Source organism: Sphingomonas sp. BL-S-25 (assembly GCF_055521555.1).
This window is the reverse complement of record NZ_CM145486.1, coordinates 1935378-1955000: the sequence shown is the minus strand read 5'-3', so window position 1 is coordinate 1955000 and position 19623 is coordinate 1935378. Positions and strand designations below refer to the sequence as shown.

General features: G+C 68.6%; 20 protein-coding genes (1 of these 20 cut by a window edge). 8 read left to right on the top strand and 12 right to left on the bottom strand.

Features of this window, described 5'->3' with window-relative positions; all coding sequences use genetic code 11:
* Positions 1 to 1159, top strand: the 3' portion of a protein-coding gene (dld, locus tag ACZ1H8_RS09445; protein WP_465181047.1) for a D-lactate dehydrogenase. Its footprint begins 542 nt before the window's first position; 1159 of the gene's 1701 nt are visible here — the last part of the coding sequence; its start codon lies off the left edge, out of view; it ends in the stop codon at positions 1157 to 1159.
* 97 nt (positions 1160 to 1256) lie between these two features.
* A complete protein-coding gene (locus tag ACZ1H8_RS09440; RefSeq protein WP_465181046.1) occupies positions 1257 to 2687 on the top strand; it encodes an NAD-dependent succinate-semialdehyde dehydrogenase in 1431 nt (476 codons plus the stop codon).
* Positions 2688 to 2698: 11 nt separating this feature from the next.
* Here the strand turns inward: ACZ1H8_RS09440 and ACZ1H8_RS09435 are convergent, their stop codons facing one another.
* Together ACZ1H8_RS09435 and hemN are read right to left on the bottom strand one after the other, a co-directional pair.
* A complete protein-coding gene (locus tag ACZ1H8_RS09435; protein ID WP_465181045.1) occupies positions 2699 to 2914 on the bottom strand; it encodes a hypothetical protein in 216 nt (71 codons plus the stop codon).
* 1 nt (position 2915) lies between these two features.
* Positions 2916 to 4238 carry an oxygen-independent coproporphyrinogen III oxidase gene (gene hemN, locus ACZ1H8_RS09430; RefSeq protein ID WP_465181044.1) on the bottom strand — a complete coding sequence of 441 codons (1323 nt, stop codon included), beginning with the start codon at positions 4236 to 4238 and terminating at the stop codon, positions 2916 to 2918.
* Between the two features lie 125 nt (positions 4239 to 4363).
* Between hemN and ACZ1H8_RS09425 the strand changes: the two genes are divergently transcribed.
* Positions 4364 to 5041 carry an OmpW/AlkL family protein gene (locus ACZ1H8_RS09425; RefSeq protein ID WP_465181043.1) on the top strand — a complete coding sequence of 226 codons (678 nt, stop codon included), beginning with the start codon at positions 4364 to 4366 and terminating at the stop codon, positions 5039 to 5041.
* A 70-nt stretch (positions 5042 to 5111) separates the two neighbouring features.
* Here the strand turns inward: ACZ1H8_RS09425 and ccoS are convergent, their stop codons facing one another.
* From ccoS to ccoN, 8 genes are read right to left on the bottom strand one after another with little or no spacing between them, the layout of a single operon-like run.
* Complete coding sequence (ccoS, locus tag ACZ1H8_RS09420; protein ID WP_465181042.1) at positions 5112 to 5267, bottom strand: cbb3-type cytochrome oxidase assembly protein CcoS; 156 nt, start codon at positions 5265 to 5267, stop codon at positions 5112 to 5114.
* Entirely contained in the window at positions 5264 to 7417 is a 2154-nt protein-coding gene (locus ACZ1H8_RS09415; protein ID WP_465181041.1) for a heavy metal translocating P-type ATPase, read from the bottom strand. Before ACZ1H8_RS09415 ends, ccoS begins: the two co-directional genes overlap by 4 nt.
* Positions 7414 to 7872, bottom strand: coding sequence for a FixH family protein (locus tag ACZ1H8_RS09410; protein ID WP_465181040.1), 459 nt, complete (start codon positions 7870 to 7872; stop codon positions 7414 to 7416). Before ACZ1H8_RS09410 ends, ACZ1H8_RS09415 begins: the two co-directional genes overlap by 4 nt.
* Positions 7869 to 9326: a cytochrome c oxidase accessory protein CcoG gene (gene ccoG / locus ACZ1H8_RS09405; RefSeq protein ID WP_465181039.1), complete on the bottom strand. Its 1458-nt coding sequence runs from the start codon at positions 9324 to 9326 to the stop codon at positions 7869 to 7871. The genes ACZ1H8_RS09410 and ccoG overlap by 4 nt, the downstream gene beginning before the upstream one ends.
* A gap of 1 nt (position 9327) precedes the next feature.
* The gene (ccoP, locus tag ACZ1H8_RS09400) at positions 9328 to 10311 is read right to left on the bottom strand and encodes a cytochrome-c oxidase, cbb3-type subunit III (protein WP_465181038.1); all 984 of its coding nucleotides are present in this window, start codon (positions 10309 to 10311) and stop codon (positions 9328 to 9330) included.
* Entirely contained in the window at positions 10304 to 10468 is a 165-nt protein-coding gene (locus tag ACZ1H8_RS09395) for a cbb3-type cytochrome c oxidase subunit 3 (protein WP_110150700.1), read from the bottom strand. Before ACZ1H8_RS09395 ends, ccoP begins: the two co-directional genes overlap by 8 nt.
* Positions 10465 to 11199 (bottom strand): cytochrome-c oxidase, cbb3-type subunit II, encoded by a 735-nt coding sequence (gene ccoO / locus ACZ1H8_RS09390; RefSeq protein WP_465181037.1) that lies wholly within the window; start codon positions 11197 to 11199, stop codon positions 10465 to 10467. Before ccoO ends, ACZ1H8_RS09395 begins: the two co-directional genes overlap by 4 nt.
* A gap of 10 nt (positions 11200 to 11209) precedes the next feature.
* Positions 11210 to 12853, bottom strand: coding sequence for a cytochrome-c oxidase, cbb3-type subunit I (gene ccoN / locus ACZ1H8_RS09385; RefSeq protein ID WP_465181036.1), 1644 nt, complete (start codon positions 12851 to 12853; stop codon positions 11210 to 11212).
* 172 nt (positions 12854 to 13025) lie between these two features.
* Between ccoN and ACZ1H8_RS09380 the strand changes: the two genes are divergently transcribed.
* From ACZ1H8_RS09380 to ACZ1H8_RS09370, 3 genes are all read left to right on the top strand, one after another.
* A complete protein-coding gene (locus ACZ1H8_RS09380) occupies positions 13026 to 13724 on the top strand; it encodes a Crp/Fnr family transcriptional regulator (protein WP_465181035.1) in 699 nt (232 codons plus the stop codon).
* Positions 13725 to 13821: 97 nt separating this feature from the next.
* Positions 13822 to 14625 carry a universal stress protein gene (locus ACZ1H8_RS09375; RefSeq protein ID WP_465181034.1) on the top strand — a complete coding sequence of 268 codons (804 nt, stop codon included), beginning with the start codon at positions 13822 to 13824 and terminating at the stop codon, positions 14623 to 14625.
* 11 nt (positions 14626 to 14636) lie between these two features.
* A complete protein-coding gene (locus tag ACZ1H8_RS09370) occupies positions 14637 to 15221 on the top strand; it encodes an NAD(P)H-dependent oxidoreductase (RefSeq protein ID WP_465181033.1) in 585 nt (194 codons plus the stop codon).
* On the opposite strand, the gene ACZ1H8_RS09365 is transcribed toward ACZ1H8_RS09370, so the two are convergent.
* Both ACZ1H8_RS09365 and ACZ1H8_RS09360 read right to left on the bottom strand, forming a co-directional pair.
* Positions 15112 to 16521, bottom strand: coding sequence for an ATP-binding protein (locus ACZ1H8_RS09365; protein ID WP_465181032.1), 1410 nt, complete (start codon positions 16519 to 16521; stop codon positions 15112 to 15114). The genes ACZ1H8_RS09370 and ACZ1H8_RS09365 overlap by 110 nt on opposite strands.
* 20 nt (positions 16522 to 16541) lie before the next feature.
* A complete protein-coding gene (locus ACZ1H8_RS09360) occupies positions 16542 to 17246 on the bottom strand; it encodes a response regulator transcription factor (protein ID WP_465181374.1) in 705 nt (234 codons plus the stop codon).
* 183 nt (positions 17247 to 17429) lie between these two features.
* Here ACZ1H8_RS09360 and ACZ1H8_RS09355 point away from each other — a divergent pair, with 183 nt between their 5' ends.
* The gene (locus tag ACZ1H8_RS09355) at positions 17430 to 19142 is read left to right on the top strand and encodes a TonB-dependent receptor domain-containing protein (protein WP_465181031.1); all 1713 of its coding nucleotides are present in this window, start codon (positions 17430 to 17432) and stop codon (positions 19140 to 19142) included.
* Positions 19031 to 19600 carry a TonB-dependent receptor domain-containing protein gene (locus ACZ1H8_RS09350; RefSeq protein WP_465181030.1) on the top strand — a complete coding sequence of 190 codons (570 nt, stop codon included), beginning with the start codon at positions 19031 to 19033 and terminating at the stop codon, positions 19598 to 19600. Before ACZ1H8_RS09355 ends, ACZ1H8_RS09350 begins: the two co-directional genes overlap by 112 nt.
* The last annotated feature ends 23 nt before the right edge of the window (positions 19601 to 19623 follow it).

The window sequence follows — 19623 nt, the reverse complement described above, 5'->3', positions numbered from 1 at the left end:
CGGCACGCTGCGGCTGGTCAATGAGCTCGGCATCGCGCTCGACCCCGATCCCGAATCCGCGCTGGGGCAGCTCGACGGCGGCGAGATCGCACCCGACGCGATCGACTGGCCGGTGGATCGCCGGGCGTCCGACCGCGACTATGAGTCGCATGTCCGCGACACCGATTCGCCCGGGGCCGCCCGCTTCAACGCCGATCCGCGCTGTCTCCATGGCGCATCGGGCAGCGCAGGCCGGCTGGTGGTGTTCGCCGTCCGCCTCGACACGTTTCCGCAGGAGCAGGGCACTCGCACCTTCTATGCCGGCACCAACGATCCCGCAGGCTTCACCCGATTGCGCCGCGCGATCCTCGCAAGCGACGCCGAGCTGCCGATCGCCGCGGAGTATCTCCACCGCTCGGCGTTCGACATCGCCGCGCTCTATGGCAAGGACATGTATCTCGCGCTCGAGCTCCTCGGAACCGCGCGGCTGCCGCGCCTGTTCGCCGCCAAGCGCTGGATCGACCGGATCGGATCGCGTCTGGGCCTGCGCGCCGGCCTGAGCGACCGGGTCGCCCAGCGCGTCGCTGCGCTGGTCCCCAGCCCGCTACCCGCACGGCTGCGCCAGTGGCGCGATCGATTCGAGCATCATCTGATGATCAAGGTCAGCGGCCAGGGCGCCGAAGCGCTGCGCCAACATCTCGATATGCTGGGCCGCGAGGGCAACGACTGGTTCGAATGCACCGCGAAGGAGGGCGCCGCCGCCTTCCAGCATCGCTTCGCCGCCGCCGGCGCGGCGGTCCGCTACCGCGAGCTTCACGCCGAGTCGGTCTCCGATATCGTCGCGCTCGACATCGCCTTGCCGCGCAACGACACCCAATGGTTCGAGACGCTGCCGCCCGAAATCGCCGCCGATATCGTCCAGCCGCTCTATTATGGCCATTTCCTCTGCCACGTGTTCCACCAGGACTATCTGGTGCGCAAGGGCGCCGATCCCGAGGCGGTGAAGGCGCGGATGCTCGCTTTGCTCGATGCGCGCGGCGCGCAATATCCGGCAGAGCATAATTTCGGCCATCTCTATGCCGCGCCCGACAGCCTCGCGGCGCATTATCGCCGGCTCGATCCCGCCAATCAGCTCAACCCGGGCATCGGCAAGACGTCGAAACGCGCCGGCTGGGCCTGAACGCGTTTCGCGGGGGTGGTTTGCTCGCATCCGTCCCCATATTGAGCGCTGCATCTGCCCGGCGGGCGGCATCCTCTGAACGGATCTGGAGTAAGACATGACGGCATATCCCGAGCTGGGGCTCTATATCGACGGCGAATGGATCGGCGCCGCCGGCCGCGAGACGATGGCGGTGCTCGACCCCGCCACCGGCGACTCGCTCGGCGACCTGCCGCTTGCCGCTGCCGCCGATCTCGACCGCGCGCTCGAAGCGGCCGATCGCGGCTTTCGCAGCTGGCGCCAGACCGCACCCGAGGCGCGCGCGACGATCCTGCTGCGCACCGCCGCACTGATCAGAGAGCGGATCGATACGCTCGCCGAGATTGCGACCCGCGAACAGGGCAAGATCCTTGCCGAGGCCAAGGGCGAAGGCCTGGCCGCCGCGGCGATGCTCGAATTCCAGGCGGGCGAGACGGTGCGCATCTATGGCCGCGTCCTGCCGCGTCCGGCGGGCATGCGCTCGCTGGTGCTGCATCAGCCGGTCGGTCCGGTCGCCGCCTTTTGTGCCTGGAACTTTCCGCTGCTGAACGTGGTGCGCAAGATCTCCCCGGCGATCGCCGCAGGCTGCTCGGTCATCCTGAAACCCAGCGAAGAGACGCCGGGCAGCGCCGTCGCCATCCTGAAGTGCTTCCAGGACGCCGGACTCCCAGGCGACGTCGCCCAGATCGTCTTCGGCGTACCCGACATGGTCTCACGCCACCTGCTCGCCTCGCCGGTGACCCGCAAGCTGAGCTTCACCGGATCGGTCCCGGTCGGCAAGCATCTCGCCCGCCTCGCCGCCGATTCGATGATGAAGACGACGATGGAGCTGGGCGGCCACGGGCCGGTGCTGGTGTTCGACGATTGCGATCTCGAGCGCACGCTCGACACGCTCGTCACCCACAAGTTCCGCAATGCCGGCCAGGTCTGCGTCGCCCCCACCCGCTTCTATGTCCAGGACGGCATCTATGAAGCCTTTGCCCAGGGTTTTGCCGAACGCACGCGCAAGGTGAAGCTGGGCAGCGGTCTGGAATCGGGCGTGCAGATGGGCCCGCTGGCCAATCCGCGCCGGCCCGAGGCGATCGGCGAGCTGATCGATGATGCCCGTTCGGCCGGCGCCCGCGTGCTGGCCGGCGGCAGCGTGGTCGAGGGCAAGGGCTTTTTCTTCGAGCCCACCGTCATCGCCGATGTCCCGCTGGAGGCGCGCGCGATGAACGAGGAACCGTTCGGCCCGCTGGCGCTGATGCGCCCGTTCGGCACGATCGAGGAAGCGATCGGCCAGGCCAACCGTCTGCCCTTCGGCCTTGCCGCCTATTGCTTCACCGAGAATGCCCGGCGGCAGAACCTGCTCGCCGACGCGATCGAGGCGGGCATGGTCTCGATCAACGCCACGCGCCTGACCTGGCCCGACGCACCATTCGGCGGGATGAAGGACAGCGGCTTCGGATCGGAGGACGGTCCCGAGGGGATCGCCGCGCACCTGACGACCAAGGCGGTGCACATCGCCTGATCGCCGCCCGATCAGCCTGTCCTGCGCTGCCGCAGCTTTCGGTCGCACAGCGCATGACAGGCATCGGGGCATGGGCTGCGCCGGGTCGGCGGGTCCTGCCCCGGCAGCGGAATCCGCTCACCGAGGCAGGTCGTCATCATCAGCCCGGGCGTGTCGGCGGCGAGCAACGGCGCGGCCTGGCCCAGCGCCAGCGCCGCCGCCATGACCGGGAGCAGCGCCAGCCGCATCTCAGATTGCGCTGCTGAAACGCGTCGGCGACGGCGCGCGATAGGGGTCGATCGTCGCCGCGATGCTGCGCGCATAGGGCAGCGCCTCGTCGGGGATCCGCACCCGGCTTCCTTCCCAGGCTACCAGCCCGCGATCCTCGAACCTCAGCATCCGGCTGCGAATCTCGAGCAGCTCGGGCAGGCCCGACAGGTCGGCACTTCCATTGCACAGCAATGATTCGATCGCCCGGCCGCGCCGCTGATCCAGTGTCGACCGGATGAGGCCGCGCGCCGTGGCGAACCGGCCATTGCCGATCTGCAGATGATAGCGCCCGCTATTCTTCTCGTTCTGCAGCAACGCGCCGGGAAAGGCGCTGATCGACGAGGCGCCGAGGCCGATCAGGATCTCGGCCGGGTCCTCGGTAAAGCCCTGAAAATTGCGCCGCAGCCGCCCGGTCCGCGCCGCCTCGGCAATCGCATCCTGCGGCAGCGCGAAGTGATCGAAGCCGATCGGGCGATAGCCGGCGGTCTTCAGCCGGGCATGGCCCAGCCCCGCCTGAAGGAAGCGCGCCTCCGCATCGGGCAGTGCGCTGGCGTCGATCTGGCGCTGGCGCGGGATCAGGTGCGGCACATGGGCATAGCCGAACACCGCCAGCCGCTCGGGCCGCAGCCCGATCGCCTGGGTCAGCGTTTCGTCCAGGTCACCCGGTTTCTGCCCGGGAAGCCCGTACATCAGGTCGAAATTGAGCGAGTCGATCCCCGCCTCGCGCAGCAGGCCGACGGTGGCGACGACGTCCTCCAGCGGCTGGACCCGGCCGATCGCTGCCTGGATCCGCGGCACGAAGGTCTGCACGCCCAGGCTGGCGCGGCGCACGCCCTGCCAGTTCAGCGCCTCGGCCCATTCGCGATCGAAGCCGCGCGGATCGATCTCGATCGAGACGATCGCATCGGTCGCCGCGAATGCCGAGCGCACCCGGCGCATCAGCGCGTTGAATTGCTGCGGCGAGATCGCATTGGGGCTGCCCCCGCCCAGCGCAATCCGCTCGACCCTGGCCCGCCCGTCGAGCGCGCGGGCGACCTGGTCGATCTCCTCGCCAAGGCGCTGGAGATAGGCGGCCAGCCGCGCGCTGCGATTGGCGGCGCCGGTGTTGCATCCGCAATACCAGCACAGCTCGCGGCAATAGGGGATGTGGAGATAGAGCGAGATCGCCTCGCCCTCGCGCACGCCGGCCAGCGCTGCCTCGAAATCGGCGGGGCCGACCGCGTCGGTGAACTCGGCCGCGGTCGGGAAGCTCGTATAGCGGGGGACCGGGGTCGCGAGCAGGTCTGGATGATAGCGCCACATGCGCATTCCATGCCGCGCGCGTGATCCGCGCCCCTTGATCGCGGTCAAATCGCGGCTTGAGCGCGCGCAAGGCGGGCAGCTTGCGGCGGGCCTAGCCCGGCCTCGTCAACAAGGAGGCAGAAGCCATGAACAGATCGATCCTCTTCCTCGCGCTGGCCGCGTCCGCGGCCGCCGTCGCGCCGGCATGGGCGCAGGACAGCGAGGGCGTGTCCGCCGGCGACGTGCTGGTGCGTGTCCGCGCGATCGCGGTCGTTCCAAATGAGCGGTCGAGCGGCATCACCCCGACCTTTCCGGGCGAGAAGCTGGCGATCGACGCGGCGGTCATGCCCGAGGTCGACGTCACCTGGATGGCGACCGACCATATCGGGTTCGAGCTGATCGCGGCGACAACCAAGCACACCGCGTCGGGCCGGACCGGCACGACCGGCGCGATCGGCGATCTCGCCTCGACCTGGGTGCTGCCCCCGACGCTGACGGTGCAATATCACTTCAACCCCAAGGGCAAGGTCCGCCCCTATGTCGGCGCCGGGCTGAACTACACGATCTTCTATAACGAGAAGGCGTCGAAGGGGCTGACCGATGCGGTCGGCGCGACCCGGGTCGGAATGTCGGACAGCTTCGGCTGGGCGGCGCAGGCGGGCGTCGATGTGGCGATTGGACCGCGGACCTTCCTGAACCTCGACATCAAATATATCGACATGGACAGCGACGTGACGCTGCGCACCGCCGCCATCGGGACGCAGAAGGTGCGCGCCCATATCGATCCGTTGGTGATCGGCGCAGGCATCGGCTTCCGCTTCTGAAGCAAGCACCGCAATGAAAAAGGGGCCGGTCGCGAGACCGGCCCCTTTTTTCATCTGCTCCGTCCGGGCCTCACTCTCCGTTCTCGGGCGCCTCGTCGATCAGGATGCGCAAGGCAGCGCCGTCGAGATCCTCGAACTGGCCCGACCTCGCCGCCCAGAAGAAGCTGGCTAGGCCAAGCAACCCAAGGGCCAGCGCGATGGGGATCAGCAGCGCGACCCCATTCATCTCGCGGCGCCTCTGAGGCGCAGCGCGTTAGCGACCACGATCAGCGACGATCCCGACATCGCCAGCGCGGCGATCAGCGGAGTGACCAGCCCGGCGATCGCCAGCGGCACCGCCAGGACATTATAACCGATCGCGATCGCGAAATTCTGGCGAACGACCCGCATCGTCCGGCGCGCCGCCGCCACCGCAATCGGCACGGGGGCGAGGCGGTCGCCGAAGAAGAGCAGATCCGCGGCAAGCTGGCCGACATCGCTGGCCGAAGCCGGCGCCATCGACGCGTGCGCCGCCTTCAGCGCCGGACCGTCGTTCAGCCCGTCGCCGACCATCAGCACCCGGTGTCCGCCACGCTCCAACCGTTCGATCGTCTCATGCTTGCCGGCCGGCGAGGTGCGCGGCAGTCCGAGAATGCCCAGCCGCCGGCTCGCCTCGGCGACGACCACGGCGCTGTCCCCGGAAACCAGCATCGCCGGCAGACCCTGCGCCTTCAGCCGGGCGACCGCTTCCACCGCATCGGGCCGCAGCCTGTCGGCGAAACCGATGCGATGGACCGCGCCGCCCTCGATCGCCAGCGTGCATCCGGCAAGCGTGCCAGCGGCGGCCACGGGAGTCGCGGAGGCGATCTCCCGCGCCCAATCGTCACGGCCCAGCCGAACCTCGCGCCCGTCCCACCGCGCGCGGATACCGAGCCCCGGCATCTCCTCGACCTCGTCGATCAGAGCAGGCGTCACCTCGCGCTCACCAAAGCTTCGGGCCAGCGCCACGCTCAGCGGATGGCGGCTGGCCTGGGCGAGCGCCAGCAGCAGCGCCGCTTCGCCGGGCGCTGCCGGCATGCCCTCGACGGAGGTCAGGCTGCCCAGGGTCACCGTGCCGGTCTTGTCGAGCAGCACCTCGTCGACCTCGGCCAGCCGCTCGAGCGCGGATCCGTCCTTGATCAGGATGCCCGCGCGCATCAGCGCACCCGAGGCGACGACCTGCGCGATCGGTACCGCCAGCCCCAGGGCACAGGGACAGGTGATGATCAGCACCGCGATGGCGATCATCGCCGACTGGTGCACCCCGGCGCCCGCCAGAAGCCAGCCGAGAAAGCTCAGCGCCGCCAGGCTGTGCACCGCGGGGGCGTACAGCCGTGAGGCGCGGTCGGCGATGCGGACATAGCGCGACCGCGACTGGCCGGCGCTTTCCATCAGCCGGGCGATATCGGCGATCACCGTGTCCGGACCGGCCGCGGTCGCACGCAGTGTCAGCGGCGCGGTCAGGTTGATCGTTCCCGCCAGCACCCGCCCGCCCGGTTCGACCGGTTCGGGCGCGCTCTCGCCGGTGACCAGTGCGCGGTCGACGCTGCTGCACCCCGACTGGACGATGCCATCGACCCCGATCCGCTCGCCCGCCGCGACCAGCACCCGCATTCCCGGCTCGACCAGCGCGGCGGAATGGCTGCGCAGGCTGCCATCGGGCGCGATCAGCATCACCTCCTTCGGCACCAGTCGCAGCAGCTGGGCGACGCCGTCCTGCGCCCGCGCGCGCATCACGCTGTCGAGGAAGCGCCCGGCCAGCAGGAAGAACAGCAGCATGATCGCGCCGTCGAAATAGGCGTGCGGCCCACCGGTCGCGGTCTCGTACAGGCTCATCGCGGTGGTCAGCACGACGCCGATCGCGATCGGCACGTCCATGTTCGTCCGACCGAGCCGCAGCGCGCGCCACGCGCTGATGAAGAAGCTACGGCCGGCATAGGCGATCGCGGGGATCGCGATCAGCGCCGACAGCCAATGGAACAGGTCACGCGTCGGCCCCTCCGCCCCCGACCACACCGACACCGACAACAGCATCACGTTCATCGAGGCGAAGCCCGCCACCGCCAGTGCCAGCATCAGCGCGCGGCTCTCGCGCTTGTCCTGCACGGCGTCGGTCCCGGCGAAGGGGTGCGCCTCGAACCCGATCCGGCGCATCGCCTCGCACAGATCATCGGGTTCAAGTTCGGCGCCGTGACGGATCGCGACCCGCCGGGTGGTGAAGTTCACCCGCGCTCCGCGGACACCCGGCACCGATGCCAGGCCATGTTCCAGCTTGGCGATGCAATTGGCGCAGCGCAGCCCCTCGACCGCGAATTCGGACCGCAGCGTGTCGGCCGGATCGAGCGTGGCTGCGGTCATCGCCGCACCTCCTCTTCGAACCGCGCGGTCTGGCCCCCTGCCTGCACCTCGAACCGGATCTGCCAGCGACCGGCCGGGAGGGCATCCGCGCTGCGATACCGCCCCGCCCCCTCGCCCACGAAGGTCAGCCGCTGCGCCGGCAACCGGCCGAGCGGATGGCTGGCGACCGCAGTCACCCTGGCGCCGGACACTGCGTCGCTGCCGCGCTCGATCCGCGCCTCGACCCGGCCGCTGCCGTCAAGCTGCGAGGCGATGCGCCAGCCCGCCGCATCCTGCACCCGGGCAGCCGCCAGCCAGTCGTTGAACTGGCGGCTGGCGACATAGCCATTATCCGCGACCAGCCCGCCAAAGGTTCGCGACGCCTGGGTCGCCATATAGAGGTTCACCGCGATCACGACGGCGAAGAAGGCGATCATGATGCCGGCCATGTGCCAGCCGGTGAAGCGACGCGTCATTGCCGGACCTCCGGGCGTTCGAAATAGGAATCGTCGCTGTCGCCGCCGCCGTCGCGGTCGAGCCCGCGCACGGTGAAGCGCAGCGGGGACCGCGCATCGCCGGCGGCCGGAGCCGCGACGAACAGCGGGACCTTGGCGACCTGGTCCGCACCGACCTCGACCTGTACCGACCTGGCGCCGGCCTCGCGGCTGCCGGCCTCGGTCCACATCACACCGTCGAACCCGTCCAGCGCGATCTCGACGCGGCGCGGCCGGGCTTCCATGTTGCGGATCTTGATCGTGTAGCTGTTGCGGATCGCGCCGTCGGACAGGCGGACCCAGACCGGGTTGCGTGCCTGCTGGACGCTCAGGTCCAGCCGCGTGCGCGCGCCCAGCGCGAACAACATCGCCAGCCCGATCGCGACCCAGGCGGCCGAATAGAGCAAGGTGCGCGGCCGCATCAGCCGTCGCAGCGGCGAAATCGTCGGCTTGCCCTCGCGCGCCAGCTTCTCGTCGGCGATGGTGGTGTAGCCGATCAGCCGCGGCGGGCGGTCGATCTTCGCCATCACCTGGTCGCAAGCGTCGATGCACAAAGCGCAGGTGATGCAGCCGACCTGCGCCCCGTCGCGGATGTCGATGCCGGTCGGGCACACCGCGACACAGGCATTGCAGTCGATACAGTCGCCGGTCGCGATCGGCGCGACCTCGCCCTCTTGGGCCAGTGCGCGCTTCAGCCCGCGGGTGCGGGGCTCGCCGCGCCACGCCTTGTAGGTGACGACCAGCGACCTCTCGTCGAGCATCGCCCCCTGGATGCGCGGCCAGGGACACATATAGATGCACACCTGTTCGCGCAGGAACCCGCCCAGCACGAAGGTGGTGCAGGTCAGCACCCCGACCGTGGCATAGGCGACGAACGGTGCCTGCCCGGCAAACAGGTCGCGCATCAGCGTCGGCGCATCCGCGAAATAGAAGATCCAGGCGCCGCCGGTCGCAACCGAGATTGCCAGCCAGATCGCCCATTTGCTGCCGCGCTTGGCGATCTTCTCGAGACCCAGCGGCGCATTCTGCAGCCGGATCTGGGCATTGCGGTCGCCCTCTATCGCGCGCTCGACATGGAGGAACAGGTCGGTCCACACTGTCTGGGGACAGGCATAGCCGCACCAGGCCCGCCCCACTGCGGAGGTGACGAGGAACAGGCCGATCCCCGCCATGATCAGAAGCCCGGCCACATAATAGAATTCGTGCGGCCAGATCTCGATCGAGAACATGTAGAAGCGGCGATGCGCGAGATCGACCAGCACCGCCTGGTCGGGCGCCCAGGGTCCGCGGTCCCAGCGCAGCCAGGGCGTGACGTAATAGATGGCGAGCGTCACCGCCATGATCGCCCATTTCAGGCGGCGGAACGTCCCGTCGACACGGCGCGGGAAGATATTCCGCCGCGCCTCGAACAGGCGGAAGGGGGCGGCGTTCGCCACGTCATTTCCCCGCTGGTGCCGGAGCCGTGGCGACCGGGGTCGGGCTGGGCGTCGCGGCGGATGCGGGCGCACCGCCTTCCGTCGCCGGTGCCTCGGCGGCAGGTGACGGACTGGCCTCGCCCCCGCCCAGCGAATGGACATAGGCGGCCAGCATCTTGATCGTCACGTCGTCGAGGCGGCCGGCCCAGGCCGGCATGATGCCGTAATGGGCGTTGCGCACGCTCTCGGCGATGCTGTCGCGGTCGCCGCCATAGAGCCAGATCGCGTCGTTGAGCCGCGGCGCGCCGACCGCGCGGCTGCCCTGGCCGGCATCGCCGTGGCACACCGCGCAATTCGCCTCGAACAGCGCCGCGCCGCGCTGCGCCGATGCGCTCGGCTTCTCCTGGCCGGAGATGCGGCGGACATGCGATACGACATCGTCGATCTGGTTGCGGTCGAGGATGCCGTCACGGCCGAAGGCGGGCATCTGCGACATGCGGGTGGCGTCGTCGCCCGGCTGGCGGATGCCGTGGCGGATCGTCTGTTCGATCGCAGCGATGTCGCCGCCCCACAGCCAGTCGTCGTCGTTCAGATTGGGATAGCCCGGGCTGCCCGCGGCGCCCGATCCATGGCACTGGACGCAGTTCACCTTGAATGCGGCGCGCCCGCCCTCGACCGCGATTCCCATCAGCCGCGGATTGCCCGGCAACTGGTCGATCGGGGTGCGCGCCAGCTCGGCCAAGACCGGCGCGCGGCGCGCGGCCTCGGCCGACATCTCGCGGTCGAGCTCTCCGGTGCTGCTCCAGCCGAGCACGCCCGCGGTCGCGCGGTCGATCAGCGGCCAGGCCGGATAGGCGATGCAATAGCCGATCGCGAAGACGATCGTGGCGTAGAAGGTCCACAGCCACCAGCGCGGCATCGGCGTATCGAGTTCCTCGATTCCGTCCCATTCATGACCGACGAACCGGGTTCCGGTCGCGTCGTCGATCCGTTTGTCGTCAGCCATCGTGACGCTCCCCCTCTTCCAGGATGCTGTGGGCTGCATTGTGGTGGTGACGATGCGCGCCGGGACGGAAGGTCCAGCCGACGAACCCGACGAACATCGCGGTCATCGCGACCAGCCCCCAACTGTCGGCGAAATGGCGGATCAGGTCGTAGGTCACTTCGCCTGCTCCCGTGCCCGCGCCTTGCCGAAATCGACCTGGGTGCCCAGCGACTGGAGATAGGCGACCATCGCGTCCATCTCGGTCAGGCGCGACGGATCGCCGTCGAAGTCGCGCGACTGGGCCTTGGGATAGCGGCGCTCCAGATCGGCCTTGTCACCATCGCCCATGCCGGCCTGGGTCAGCAGGTCGGCCGACGCCTTTTCGACATCCTCGTCGCTATAGGGAACGCCGACGCCGCGCTGCGCCCTCAGATGGGCGGCCATGTCGGTCGCGTTCAGGTCGCGCTCCGCCAGAAAGGCATAGGGCGGCATGATCGATTCGGGCACCACCGCGCGCGGATCCTTCAGGTGCTGCGCATGCCATTCGTCCGAATAGCGCCCGCCCACCCGCGCCAGGTCCGGCCCGGTGCGCTTCGACCCCCATTGGAACGGGTGGTCGTACATGCTCTCCGCCGCCAGGCTGTAATGGCCATAGCGTTCGACCTCGTCACGGAACGGGCGGATCATCTGGCTGTGGCAGCTGTAGCAGCCCTCGCGGATATAGATGTTGCGCCCGGCCAGCTCGAGCGGGGTGTAGGGCCGCACGCCCTCCACCGGCTTCACCGTCGAGTCGATCCAGAACAGCGGCGCGATCTCGACGATGCCGCCGATCATCACCGTCACCAGCGCGAGCGCGCCGAGCAGGGTGACGTTGCGCTCGATCTTCTTGTGGTTGCTGAGAAAACCCATGACTGCCCCCTTAGCGAGCGGTTGCCGGCACCAGCGGGCGGTCGCGCGCCGGGTCGAAGGTCGGGGAGGACATCGGCGCCTCGTCGCGCACGCGGCCGAGGATGGTCATCCAGATGTTCCAGGCCATGAAGACGGCGCCGATGAAGTAGAGCAGCCCCCCCGCGGTGCGGATCAGGTAATAGGGGTGCATCGCCGCGACGACTTCGGAGAAGGCGTAGACCAGATAGCCGTCGGCCCCATATTCGCGCCACATCAGGCCCTGCATGATGCCGGCGACCCACATCGACGCGGCGTAGAGGACGATGCCCAAAGTCGCGCACCAGAAGTGCCAGTTGACCATGCGCAGCGAATAGAGCCGGGTGCGGCCCCACAGCCGCGGCGCCAGGAAGTAGATCGCGCCGAAGGTGATCATCCCGTTCCAGCCGAGCGCGCCGGAATGGACATGGCCGATCGTCCAATCGGTATAGTGGCTGAGCGAGTTGACGCTCTTGATCGACATCATCGGGCCTTCGAAGGTGCTCATCCCGTAAAAGGCGAGCGCGAAGACCATCATGCGGATGATCGGGTCTGTGCGGATCTTGTCCCATGCCCCGTTCAGGGTCATCAGGCCGTTGATCATGCCGCCCCAGCTGGGCATCCACAGCATGACCGAGAACACCATGCCCAGCGTCTGCGCCCAGTCGGGCAGCGCCGTGTAGTGGAGGTGGTGCGGACCCGCCCAGATATAGAGGAAGATCAGCGACCAGAAGTGGATGATCGACAGCCGGTAGCTGTAGATCGGCCGCTCGGCCTGCTTCGGCACGAAGTAATACATCATGCCCAGGAAACCGGCGGTCAGGAAGAAGCCGACCGCGTTATGGCCGTACCACCACTGGGTCAGCGCATCCTGCACGCCGGCAAAGGCGGAATAGGATTTGGACCCGACCCAGGACACCGGCAGCGACAGGTTGTTCACCAGGTGCAGCATCGCCACGGTGATGATGAAGCCGAGATAGAACCAGTTGGCGACGTAGATATGCGGTTCGGACCGCTTCACGATCGTCCCGCCGAAGACGATCAGATAGGCGACCCAGACGATGGTCAGCCAAATGTCGACATACCATTCGGGCTCGGCATATTCGCGGCCCGCGGTGATGCCCATAAGATAGCCGCTGGCGGCCAGCACGATGAACAGCTGGTAGCCCCAGAACACGAACCGGGCGAGGCCGGGCGCGAACAGCCGGGCGCGGCAGGTGCGCTGCACGACATAGAAGCTCGTCGCGATCAGCGCATTGCCGCCAAAGGCGAAGATCACCCCCGAGGTATGCAACGGCCGCAGCCGGCCGAAGGTGGTGAAGTCGAAATTCAGGTTGAGCAGCGGGAAGGCAAGCTGCGATGCGATGACGATCCCGACCAGGAAGCCGACCAGCCCCCAGAACACCGTTGCGATCACGCCCCAGCGGATGACGTCGTCATAATATTCCGACGCCTGGACCGCGGCGGCGGGCTCGGCGCGGCCGATCTTGCCCATGACGGCGAAGGCGGCGAGCGCCGATGCCGCCGCGCTGATCAGCATGTGCACGCTGAAGCCCCAGTCGGCTGCTGCCGCCGCCGCGATCAGGCAGGCGACCGCGATCACCGCCAGCCCCACCCCTCTTGTCCCGATGTCGTCCATCTTCCCGCCTCGTCCAGATCAGGCTCGCGGGGTGGACGCTGACAACTCGCCTTTCTTTGATCGCGGTCAAATCGCGCAATCGGACCGGCCCCTAGGTCGGGGATCGAGGCGGGGCCGGGGACGGCGCTCCGCAGGCGGGAGCATGACAATGGGATGCGAGACAGGCGGAACGATGGCGCGCGCGGCCGAGACCCTGCCCGACCGCTGCGCCGACTGCGAGATCCGGCGCATCGCGCTGTGCGGGCAGATCGACGTGGGCGCGCTGCGCAAGCTCAATACCCTGTCGCATACCGAGCGGCTGCGCGCCGGCAGCACCCTGTTGTGGGAAAGCGAGTCGGCGGACGTCGTGGGCATCGTCCGTACCGGCCTGCTCAAGCTGACCGCCTCGCTCGAGGACGGGCGCGAACAGACGCTGGGTCTCGCCTTTCCCGGCGATTTCATCGGCCGCCCCTTTTCCGCCGACATGGAGCATAGCGTCACCGCGATCGCGGACAGCACCATCTGCACCTTCAGCCGCACTCGGTTCGAGGCGCTGGCGGGCGAGGTGCCCGATCTCCAGCAGGCGCTGCTGGTGCGCACCTTCAAGGATCTCGACCGTGCGCGGCGCTGGATGCTGCTGCTCGGGCGCAAGTCTGCGGGCGAGCGCGTCGCGAGCCTGTTGCTGGAGACCGCCGAGGCCAATGGCGCCGACCCCGGCGAGCCGGTGCCGCTGCCGCTGTCGCGCCAGCAGATCGCCGACGTCCTGGGCCTGACGATCGAGACCGTCAGCCGCAAGATGCACCTGTTCGCGCGCAGCGGCGTGATCGCCCTGCCCAGCCTGCGCAGCTTCACCGTCGAACGGCCGGGCGAGCTCGCACGGCTGGCGGCCTGAGCTTGATGGCGATCAAGGCGCCATTGGACGCTCGCGGCAAGCTTGGCACCAGGCGCGCTGTACGATCGTACAACAAGCCCGCGCCGCGGAGGTCGAGATGAAGAATATCCTGGTGCTGATCCATGACGATGCCGGTCAGGAAGCGCGGCTGCAGGCGGCGCTCGACCTGACGCGCGCGCTCGACGGACATCTGCGCTGCGTCGATGTCACCCCGTTGCCGGTGCCGGCGGACGATCTGGTGTTCGCCGGCGGCACGGTCGCGCTGCTGGCCGATGCGCAGGCGTGCGAGGAGGACAATCGACGGCGGACCGAGGCGCGGCTGGTGGCGCAGGACATTTCCTATGACTGGATCGACATCACCTCGACACTCGATTCGGCACTGCGCGATGCAAGCGCGATGGCGGACGTGATCGTGCTGAGCCCGCGGATCGATACGGATCTGGGGCTGCCAATGCGCGGCCTGGTGCGCGACGTGGTCGTCCAGACGGGCAAGCCGGTCCTGGCCGTCCCGCCCGCCTGTCGCGAGCTGGCGCTGCACGGCCATGCGCTGATCGCCTGGGACGGCTCGACCGGCGCGGAGGCAGCGCTGCGCTGCGCGGTGCCGCTGCTGATCCATGCGACGCAGGTCACGCTGGTCGAGATCGGCGACCATCGGGAGGGCGTGCCGGTACAGGAAGCTGCGGTCTATCTCCATCGCCACGGCATCCGCACGACGATACTGCCGCTGCCGACCCGGCACGAGCGGGTGACCGAAACGCTGCTGGCCGAGATCGATGCGCTGCGCGCCGATTATCTCGTCATGGGCGGGTTCGGCGGCAACCGGCTGGTCGAGGCGATGTTCGGCGGGGTCACCCGCGACATGCTCGCCGACAGCCCCGTGCCGCTGTTCCTGGCGCATTGAAGGAAGCAGGCGTGACCGCGCACCGGATCCTGATCGTCGACGCGCATCCGGACCCCGATCCGGCGCGCTTCGTCCATGCGCTGGCCGATGCCTATCAGGCCGGCGCCGCGGAGGGCGCGCGCGAGGTGCGGCGGATCGACCTGGCGCGCCTGTCCTTCGACCTGGTATCGAGCCGTGCCGCCTGGGAAGGCGATGCGCCGCCACCGCCGATCGCTGCGGCGCAGGCCGACATCGAGTGGGCGGAGCATATCCTGTTCTTCTACCCGCTCTGGCTGGGCGACATGCCGGCGCTCCTCAAGGGCTTTCTCGAACAGGTCGCCCGCCCCGGCTTCGCCATGGGCACCGGGCCAAGCCCGAAGCCGATGCTGAAGGGCAAGTCGGCGCGCATCGTCGTGACGATGGGGATGCCGGCCCTGTTCTATCGCTTCTTCTACCGCGCCCACAGCCTCAAGAGTTTCGAGCGCAACATCCTGAAGTTCGTCGGGATCAAGCCGGTGACCCATTCGATCGTCGGGAATGTCGAGGGGGACGAGGCGCATCGCCTGCGCTGGCTCGAGCGGATGCATGTGCTGGGCCGGGAAGAGGCGCCGGACTGACCGGTCCGGCCAACGGCAGATCGATCCGCACCCGCAACCCGCCCATCGGCGCCTCGTCCAGCTCCAGGGTTCCGCCAAGCGCCTGCGCGGAGCGCAGGGCAGACGGCAGCCCGAGTCCCGCGCCCCCGCTCGACGCCGACCCCCGCGCCGGATCGAGCCGGTGGAACGGCAGCAGCGCCTCCGCGCGGCGCTCGACAGGGATACCGGGGCCATCATCATCGACGCAGATGATCGCGCGATCCCCTCGCACGCTCAGGGTCACCGCGGTGCGCGAGGCGTGACGGGCGGCGTTGCCGACCAGATTGTCGATCATCCGCCGAGTCGCGAGCGGCCGACCCGGCAGATCGAGCGCATCCGGGCCGTCGAAGCGGATATCGGCCCCCGCATCCCCGGCATCGTCCACCACGGTTGCCAGCAGCGCGGAGAGATCGATCAGACGGACCGGCTCTTCCTCGCCGCTGCGAACATAGGCGAGCGTCGAATCGATGAACCGCTCCATCTCGGCCAGGTCGTCCACGATCGTCTGCTGCGCCTCGTCGTCGCCGAGCAGCGACGCGCGAAGTTTCAGCCGCTGAATCGGCGTGCGCAGGTCGTGCGACACCGCGACCAGCGCCTGCGCATGATCCTCCATCATGCGCAGCAGCCTGGTCTGCATCGCATCGAACGCGATCGCGACCCGTCGGACCTCGTCCGGCCCTTCGGGTTCGATCCGTCCCAGCCGCCCCCGTCCGGTCGCATCCGCCGCCTCGGCCAGCGTGCGCAGCGGGCGGACCAGCGCGCGGACCATGGCAAGCGCGACACCCAGCACCAGCGCCATCAGCAGCAGGTGGAACGCGACGATCGTGACCAGCGGCAGCGGCGCGCCCAGGAACGGGGTGACGCGGAACGTCACGAAGGTCCCGTCTGCAAGCGCGAGCGCCCCGATCAGGTCGCGCCGCCCCTGGACCGGCGACGGCAGAAGGCTGAGCCGCAACCGATCGCCGTCAAGCCGCGGCGCAGCGCCGGCCAACCGCGCGCGCATCGCTGCCAGCGGCTCGAGCGACGGGCTGAAATCGGTGATCACCGTCGCCGGCACCCAATTGAGCGCCAGCCCCGGCCGGGACAAGGCCCGCATCCGAGCCGCCCGCGCCGCCTGCGGAATGCCAGCCGCCACCCGTTCGGCCTCGACCAGCTGCGCAGCGATCACGCGGCTGTCATCCCGCGACACCAACAGGCGCATCTCGATCCGGTGCAGCACCAGATTGCCGGCCAGTTCGAGCCCCAGCGCACACAGAAGCACCAAAGCGATGCGCGCGACCATGCCGGGCGGCCGGCGCGGGCTCACACGCCGGCGATCGTCACGTCCGCGGCGAACATATAGCCCACGCCGCGCACCGTGCGGATGATCGGCACCGCCCGCCTGCCGTCGCCGATCTTGCGCCGCAGCCGGCTGATCAGCACGTCGATACTGCGATCGCTGGGAGGACCGATGCGCGACCGGGTGAGTTCGAGCAGCCGTTCGCGCCCGATCATCCGCTGGGGCTGACGCAACAGGGTCAGGAGCAGCTCATGCTCGGCCCCGGTCAGCGAGACCTCGACCCCCGCAGGAGAGATCAGCTCGCGCATTCGCGGCCGATATTCCCAACCGGCGAATGCCAGCCGCTGGTCGGGCGGCGGCACGTCCAGCGGGACATGCGCCTCTCCCGTCCGGCGGAGCACCGCGCGCACCCGGGCGAGCAGTTCCGACCGTCCGAACGGCTTCGCGATATAGTCGTCGGCGCCCAGATCGAGGCCGGCGACCCGATCGGCTTCCTGGCCGCGCGCGCTGACCATGATCACCGGCACCCGGCTGCGCTCGCGAATGCGGCGGCACAACTCCAGCCCCGACAGGCCCGGCAGCATGATGTCGAGCAGGACCAGGTCGACCGCACGGTCGGTCATCGCCTGTTCCAGCTCGGATCCGTCGCCGACGCCGGTCGTCTCGTAGCCGGCCTCGCGCAACAGGCGTGTCAGCAGCGTGCGCAGCGCCGCGTCGTCCTCGACCACAACGACATGGCTCGGCCCGCCGGGCCGCTGGACCGGCGCATCGTCCGGCTCCGACTGGGCGGCGGGAGCGGGTGGTCCCCCGGCCTGAGCGAATTGTAACAAAGCATGTCTCCTGCCTCGAAAAGCCTGTCCACCGATTGACCCGCACCCGGCCAATCGCCACTGCGCCGCCCGACATTGCTAATGGCTCTCAATATCGGGGGAATGATGCAGGCCTATACACTAATGCGCAACCGACGGCTGGCAACCGGCACCGCGTCACTCGCCCTCGCCATCGCGCTGGCAATGCCCGCTACGGCCCAGACCGCGCAGACCGGCGAGCCCGAGGGCGAGGCGCAGGACACGATCGTCGTGACCGCCGCCGGGTTCGAACAGAAGATCGAGAACGCGCCCGCCAGCGTGACCGTCATCCGTCGCCAGGACCTGCAGGAGAAACGCTTCGGCAGCCTGGCTGAGGCGCTGGGGGACGTCGAGGGTGTCGATGTCGGTCAGAGCGTCGGCAAGACCGGCGGGATGACCATCTCGATCCGCGGCATGCCGGCCGATTACACGCTGGTGCTGGTCGATGGCCGCCGCCAGAACGCGCCCGGCAACGTCACGCCCAACGGTTTCAACGAAACCTCGAGCGGCTTCCTGCCGCCCTTCTCCGCGATCGAGCGGATCGAGGTCGTGCGCGGCCCGATGTCGACCCTTTACGGGTCGGACGCGATGGGTGGCGTGGTGAACCTGATCACCCGCAAGGTCGGCGATCGCTGGATCGGCACCGGCACTGCCGAAGCGACGATCCAGAGCGATGGCGACTTCGGCAACCAATATTCCGGAAATGCCTATCTCCAGGGTCCGCTGGTCCCGAATCTGGTCGGGCTGACGCTACGCGGCAGCTATTTCAAGCGCGAGGCGTCCGACCTGAGCTATGACGATGCGTCGGGCGATCCGGTCGAGGTCAGCAAGCGCGGGCCCAGCCCGGTCGAGGCCGATATCTACACGCTGGGCGGGCGCATCTCGGCGACGCCGCATGCCGATCACGATATCTGGGCCGAGGTCGATATCGCCCGTCAATGGTACGACAACAGCGCCTCGCAGCTGGGCACCGGAACGGTCCAGGGCGGCTATGGTCCCGAGCTGAAGTTCAACCGCGACAATTATGTGCTGGCGCACAGCTGGCGCGCCGGGTTCGCGACGATCGACACGACGCTGACCCGCAACGTCACCGAGACGTTCGGCCGCACCATCCCGCCCGGCACCCCGGGCAAGGTTGCGGGCGATCCGCGCGACCTGAAGGCGACCAACACCATCCTCGACAGCCGCGCGGTGGTGCCGCTGGACCCGGTCATGCTGACGCTGGGCGGCCAGTATTGGAAGGCGGAGATGATCGATGGGGTCGCCGTCGCGCCTTATGAGTTCGTCCAATGGGCGCTGTTCGGCGAAGGCGAGATCAGGCTGGCCGATACGCTGCGCCTGACACTGGGCGCACGCTATGACCATCACGAGACCTTCGGCGGGAAGCTGTCGCCGCGCGCCTATGCGGTGTGGAACGTGACCGAGGCGCTGACGGTGAAGGGCGGCGTCAGCCGCGGATTCAAGACGCCGCGCCTCGACCAGATCACGCCCGGCATCACCGGCTTCACCGGCCAGGGCACCCGCCCGTCGATCGGCACGCCGGGGCTGAAGCCCGAGATCAGCACCAGCTACGAGCTGGGCCTGTATTTCGACGCCGGCCCCGTGTCGGGCACGTCACGCTGTTCAACAATGACTTCACCAACAAGATCGCCACCGGGATCGGCGTGCCGAATTGCAGCTTCGCCGCGGCGCCCGATCGCCCTGGCTGCGTCGATGTCGGCAATTTCCCGCTGGTCGATCTCTATGCCCAGTCGATCAATGTCGACGAAGCGGTGACCCGCGGCCTGGAAGCGTCGGCACGGATCGAGTTCGCCGCCAATCTCTCGCTCGGCGTCAACTACACCTATACCGAGAGCGAGCAGAAGAGCGGCGCGCAAGCGGGCCAGCCGCTGGTCAACACGCCGACGCATATGATCAACGGCAATCTGCGCTGGCGCCCCGCCCAGGGTCTCAGCACGTGGCTGCGCAGCGAGATCCGGTCGAGCCGCTATCGCGGGGTCGGGGTCGAGCAGACCGCGCTCGGCGATTACAAGGGCTATGCCTTGTTTCACCTCGGCGGCAGTTACGACGTCACGCCCAACGTGCGGTTGAGCGCGGCGATCTACAATCTGCTCGATACCGACTTCGTCGGCTATCTGCCCTATCGCAACGGCGCGGCAACTGCCTATGCGTCCGAATATGCCAATCTTCAGGAGCCGCGACGCCTGTGGATGAGCGCAACCTTCGACTTCTGACCGGTCGGACGCCTTCCGGGTCG

What these genes read in the sequence shown, in the direction of transcription:
- ACZ1H8_RS09440 (WP_465181046.1), top strand. Translation starts at nt 1,257, where the DNA reads ATGACGGCATATCCCGAGCTGGGGCTCTATATCGACGGCGAATGGATC.
- ACZ1H8_RS09435 (WP_465181045.1), bottom strand. Translation starts at nt 2,914, where the DNA reads ATGCGGCTGGCGCTGCTCCCGGTCATGGCGGCGGCGCTGGCGCTGGGC.
- hemN (WP_465181044.1), bottom strand. Translation starts at nt 4,238, where the DNA reads ATGTGGCGCTATCATCCAGACCTGCTCGCGACCCCGGTCCCCCGCTAT.
- ACZ1H8_RS09425 (WP_465181043.1), top strand. Translation starts at nt 4,364, where the DNA reads ATGAACAGATCGATCCTCTTCCTCGCGCTGGCCGCGTCCGCGGCCGCC.
- ccoS (WP_465181042.1), bottom strand. Translation starts at nt 5,267, where the DNA reads ATGAATGGGGTCGCGCTGCTGATCCCCATCGCGCTGGCCCTTGGGTTG.
- ACZ1H8_RS09415 (WP_465181041.1), bottom strand. Translation starts at nt 7,417, where the DNA reads ATGACCGCAGCCACGCTCGATCCGGCCGACACGCTGCGGTCCGAATTC.
- ACZ1H8_RS09410 (WP_465181040.1), bottom strand. Translation starts at nt 7,872, where the DNA reads ATGACGCGTCGCTTCACCGGCTGGCACATGGCCGGCATCATGATCGCC.
- ccoP (WP_465181038.1), bottom strand. Translation starts at nt 10,311, where the DNA reads ATGGCTGACGACAAACGGATCGACGACGCGACCGGAACCCGGTTCGTC.
- ccoO (WP_465181037.1), bottom strand. Translation starts at nt 11,199, where the DNA reads ATGGGTTTTCTCAGCAACCACAAGAAGATCGAGCGCAACGTCACCCTG.
- ccoN (WP_465181036.1), bottom strand. Translation starts at nt 12,853, where the DNA reads ATGGACGACATCGGGACAAGAGGGGTGGGGCTGGCGGTGATCGCGGTC.
- ACZ1H8_RS09380 (WP_465181035.1), top strand. Translation starts at nt 13,026, where the DNA reads ATGGCGCGCGCGGCCGAGACCCTGCCCGACCGCTGCGCCGACTGCGAG.
- ACZ1H8_RS09375 (WP_465181034.1), top strand. Translation starts at nt 13,822, where the DNA reads ATGAAGAATATCCTGGTGCTGATCCATGACGATGCCGGTCAGGAAGCG.
- ACZ1H8_RS09365 (WP_465181032.1), bottom strand. Translation starts at nt 16,521, where the DNA reads ATGGTCGCGCGCATCGCTTTGGTGCTTCTGTGTGCGCTGGGGCTCGAA.
- ACZ1H8_RS09355 (WP_465181031.1), top strand. Translation starts at nt 17,430, where the DNA reads ATGGCTCTCAATATCGGGGGAATGATGCAGGCCTATACACTAATGCGC.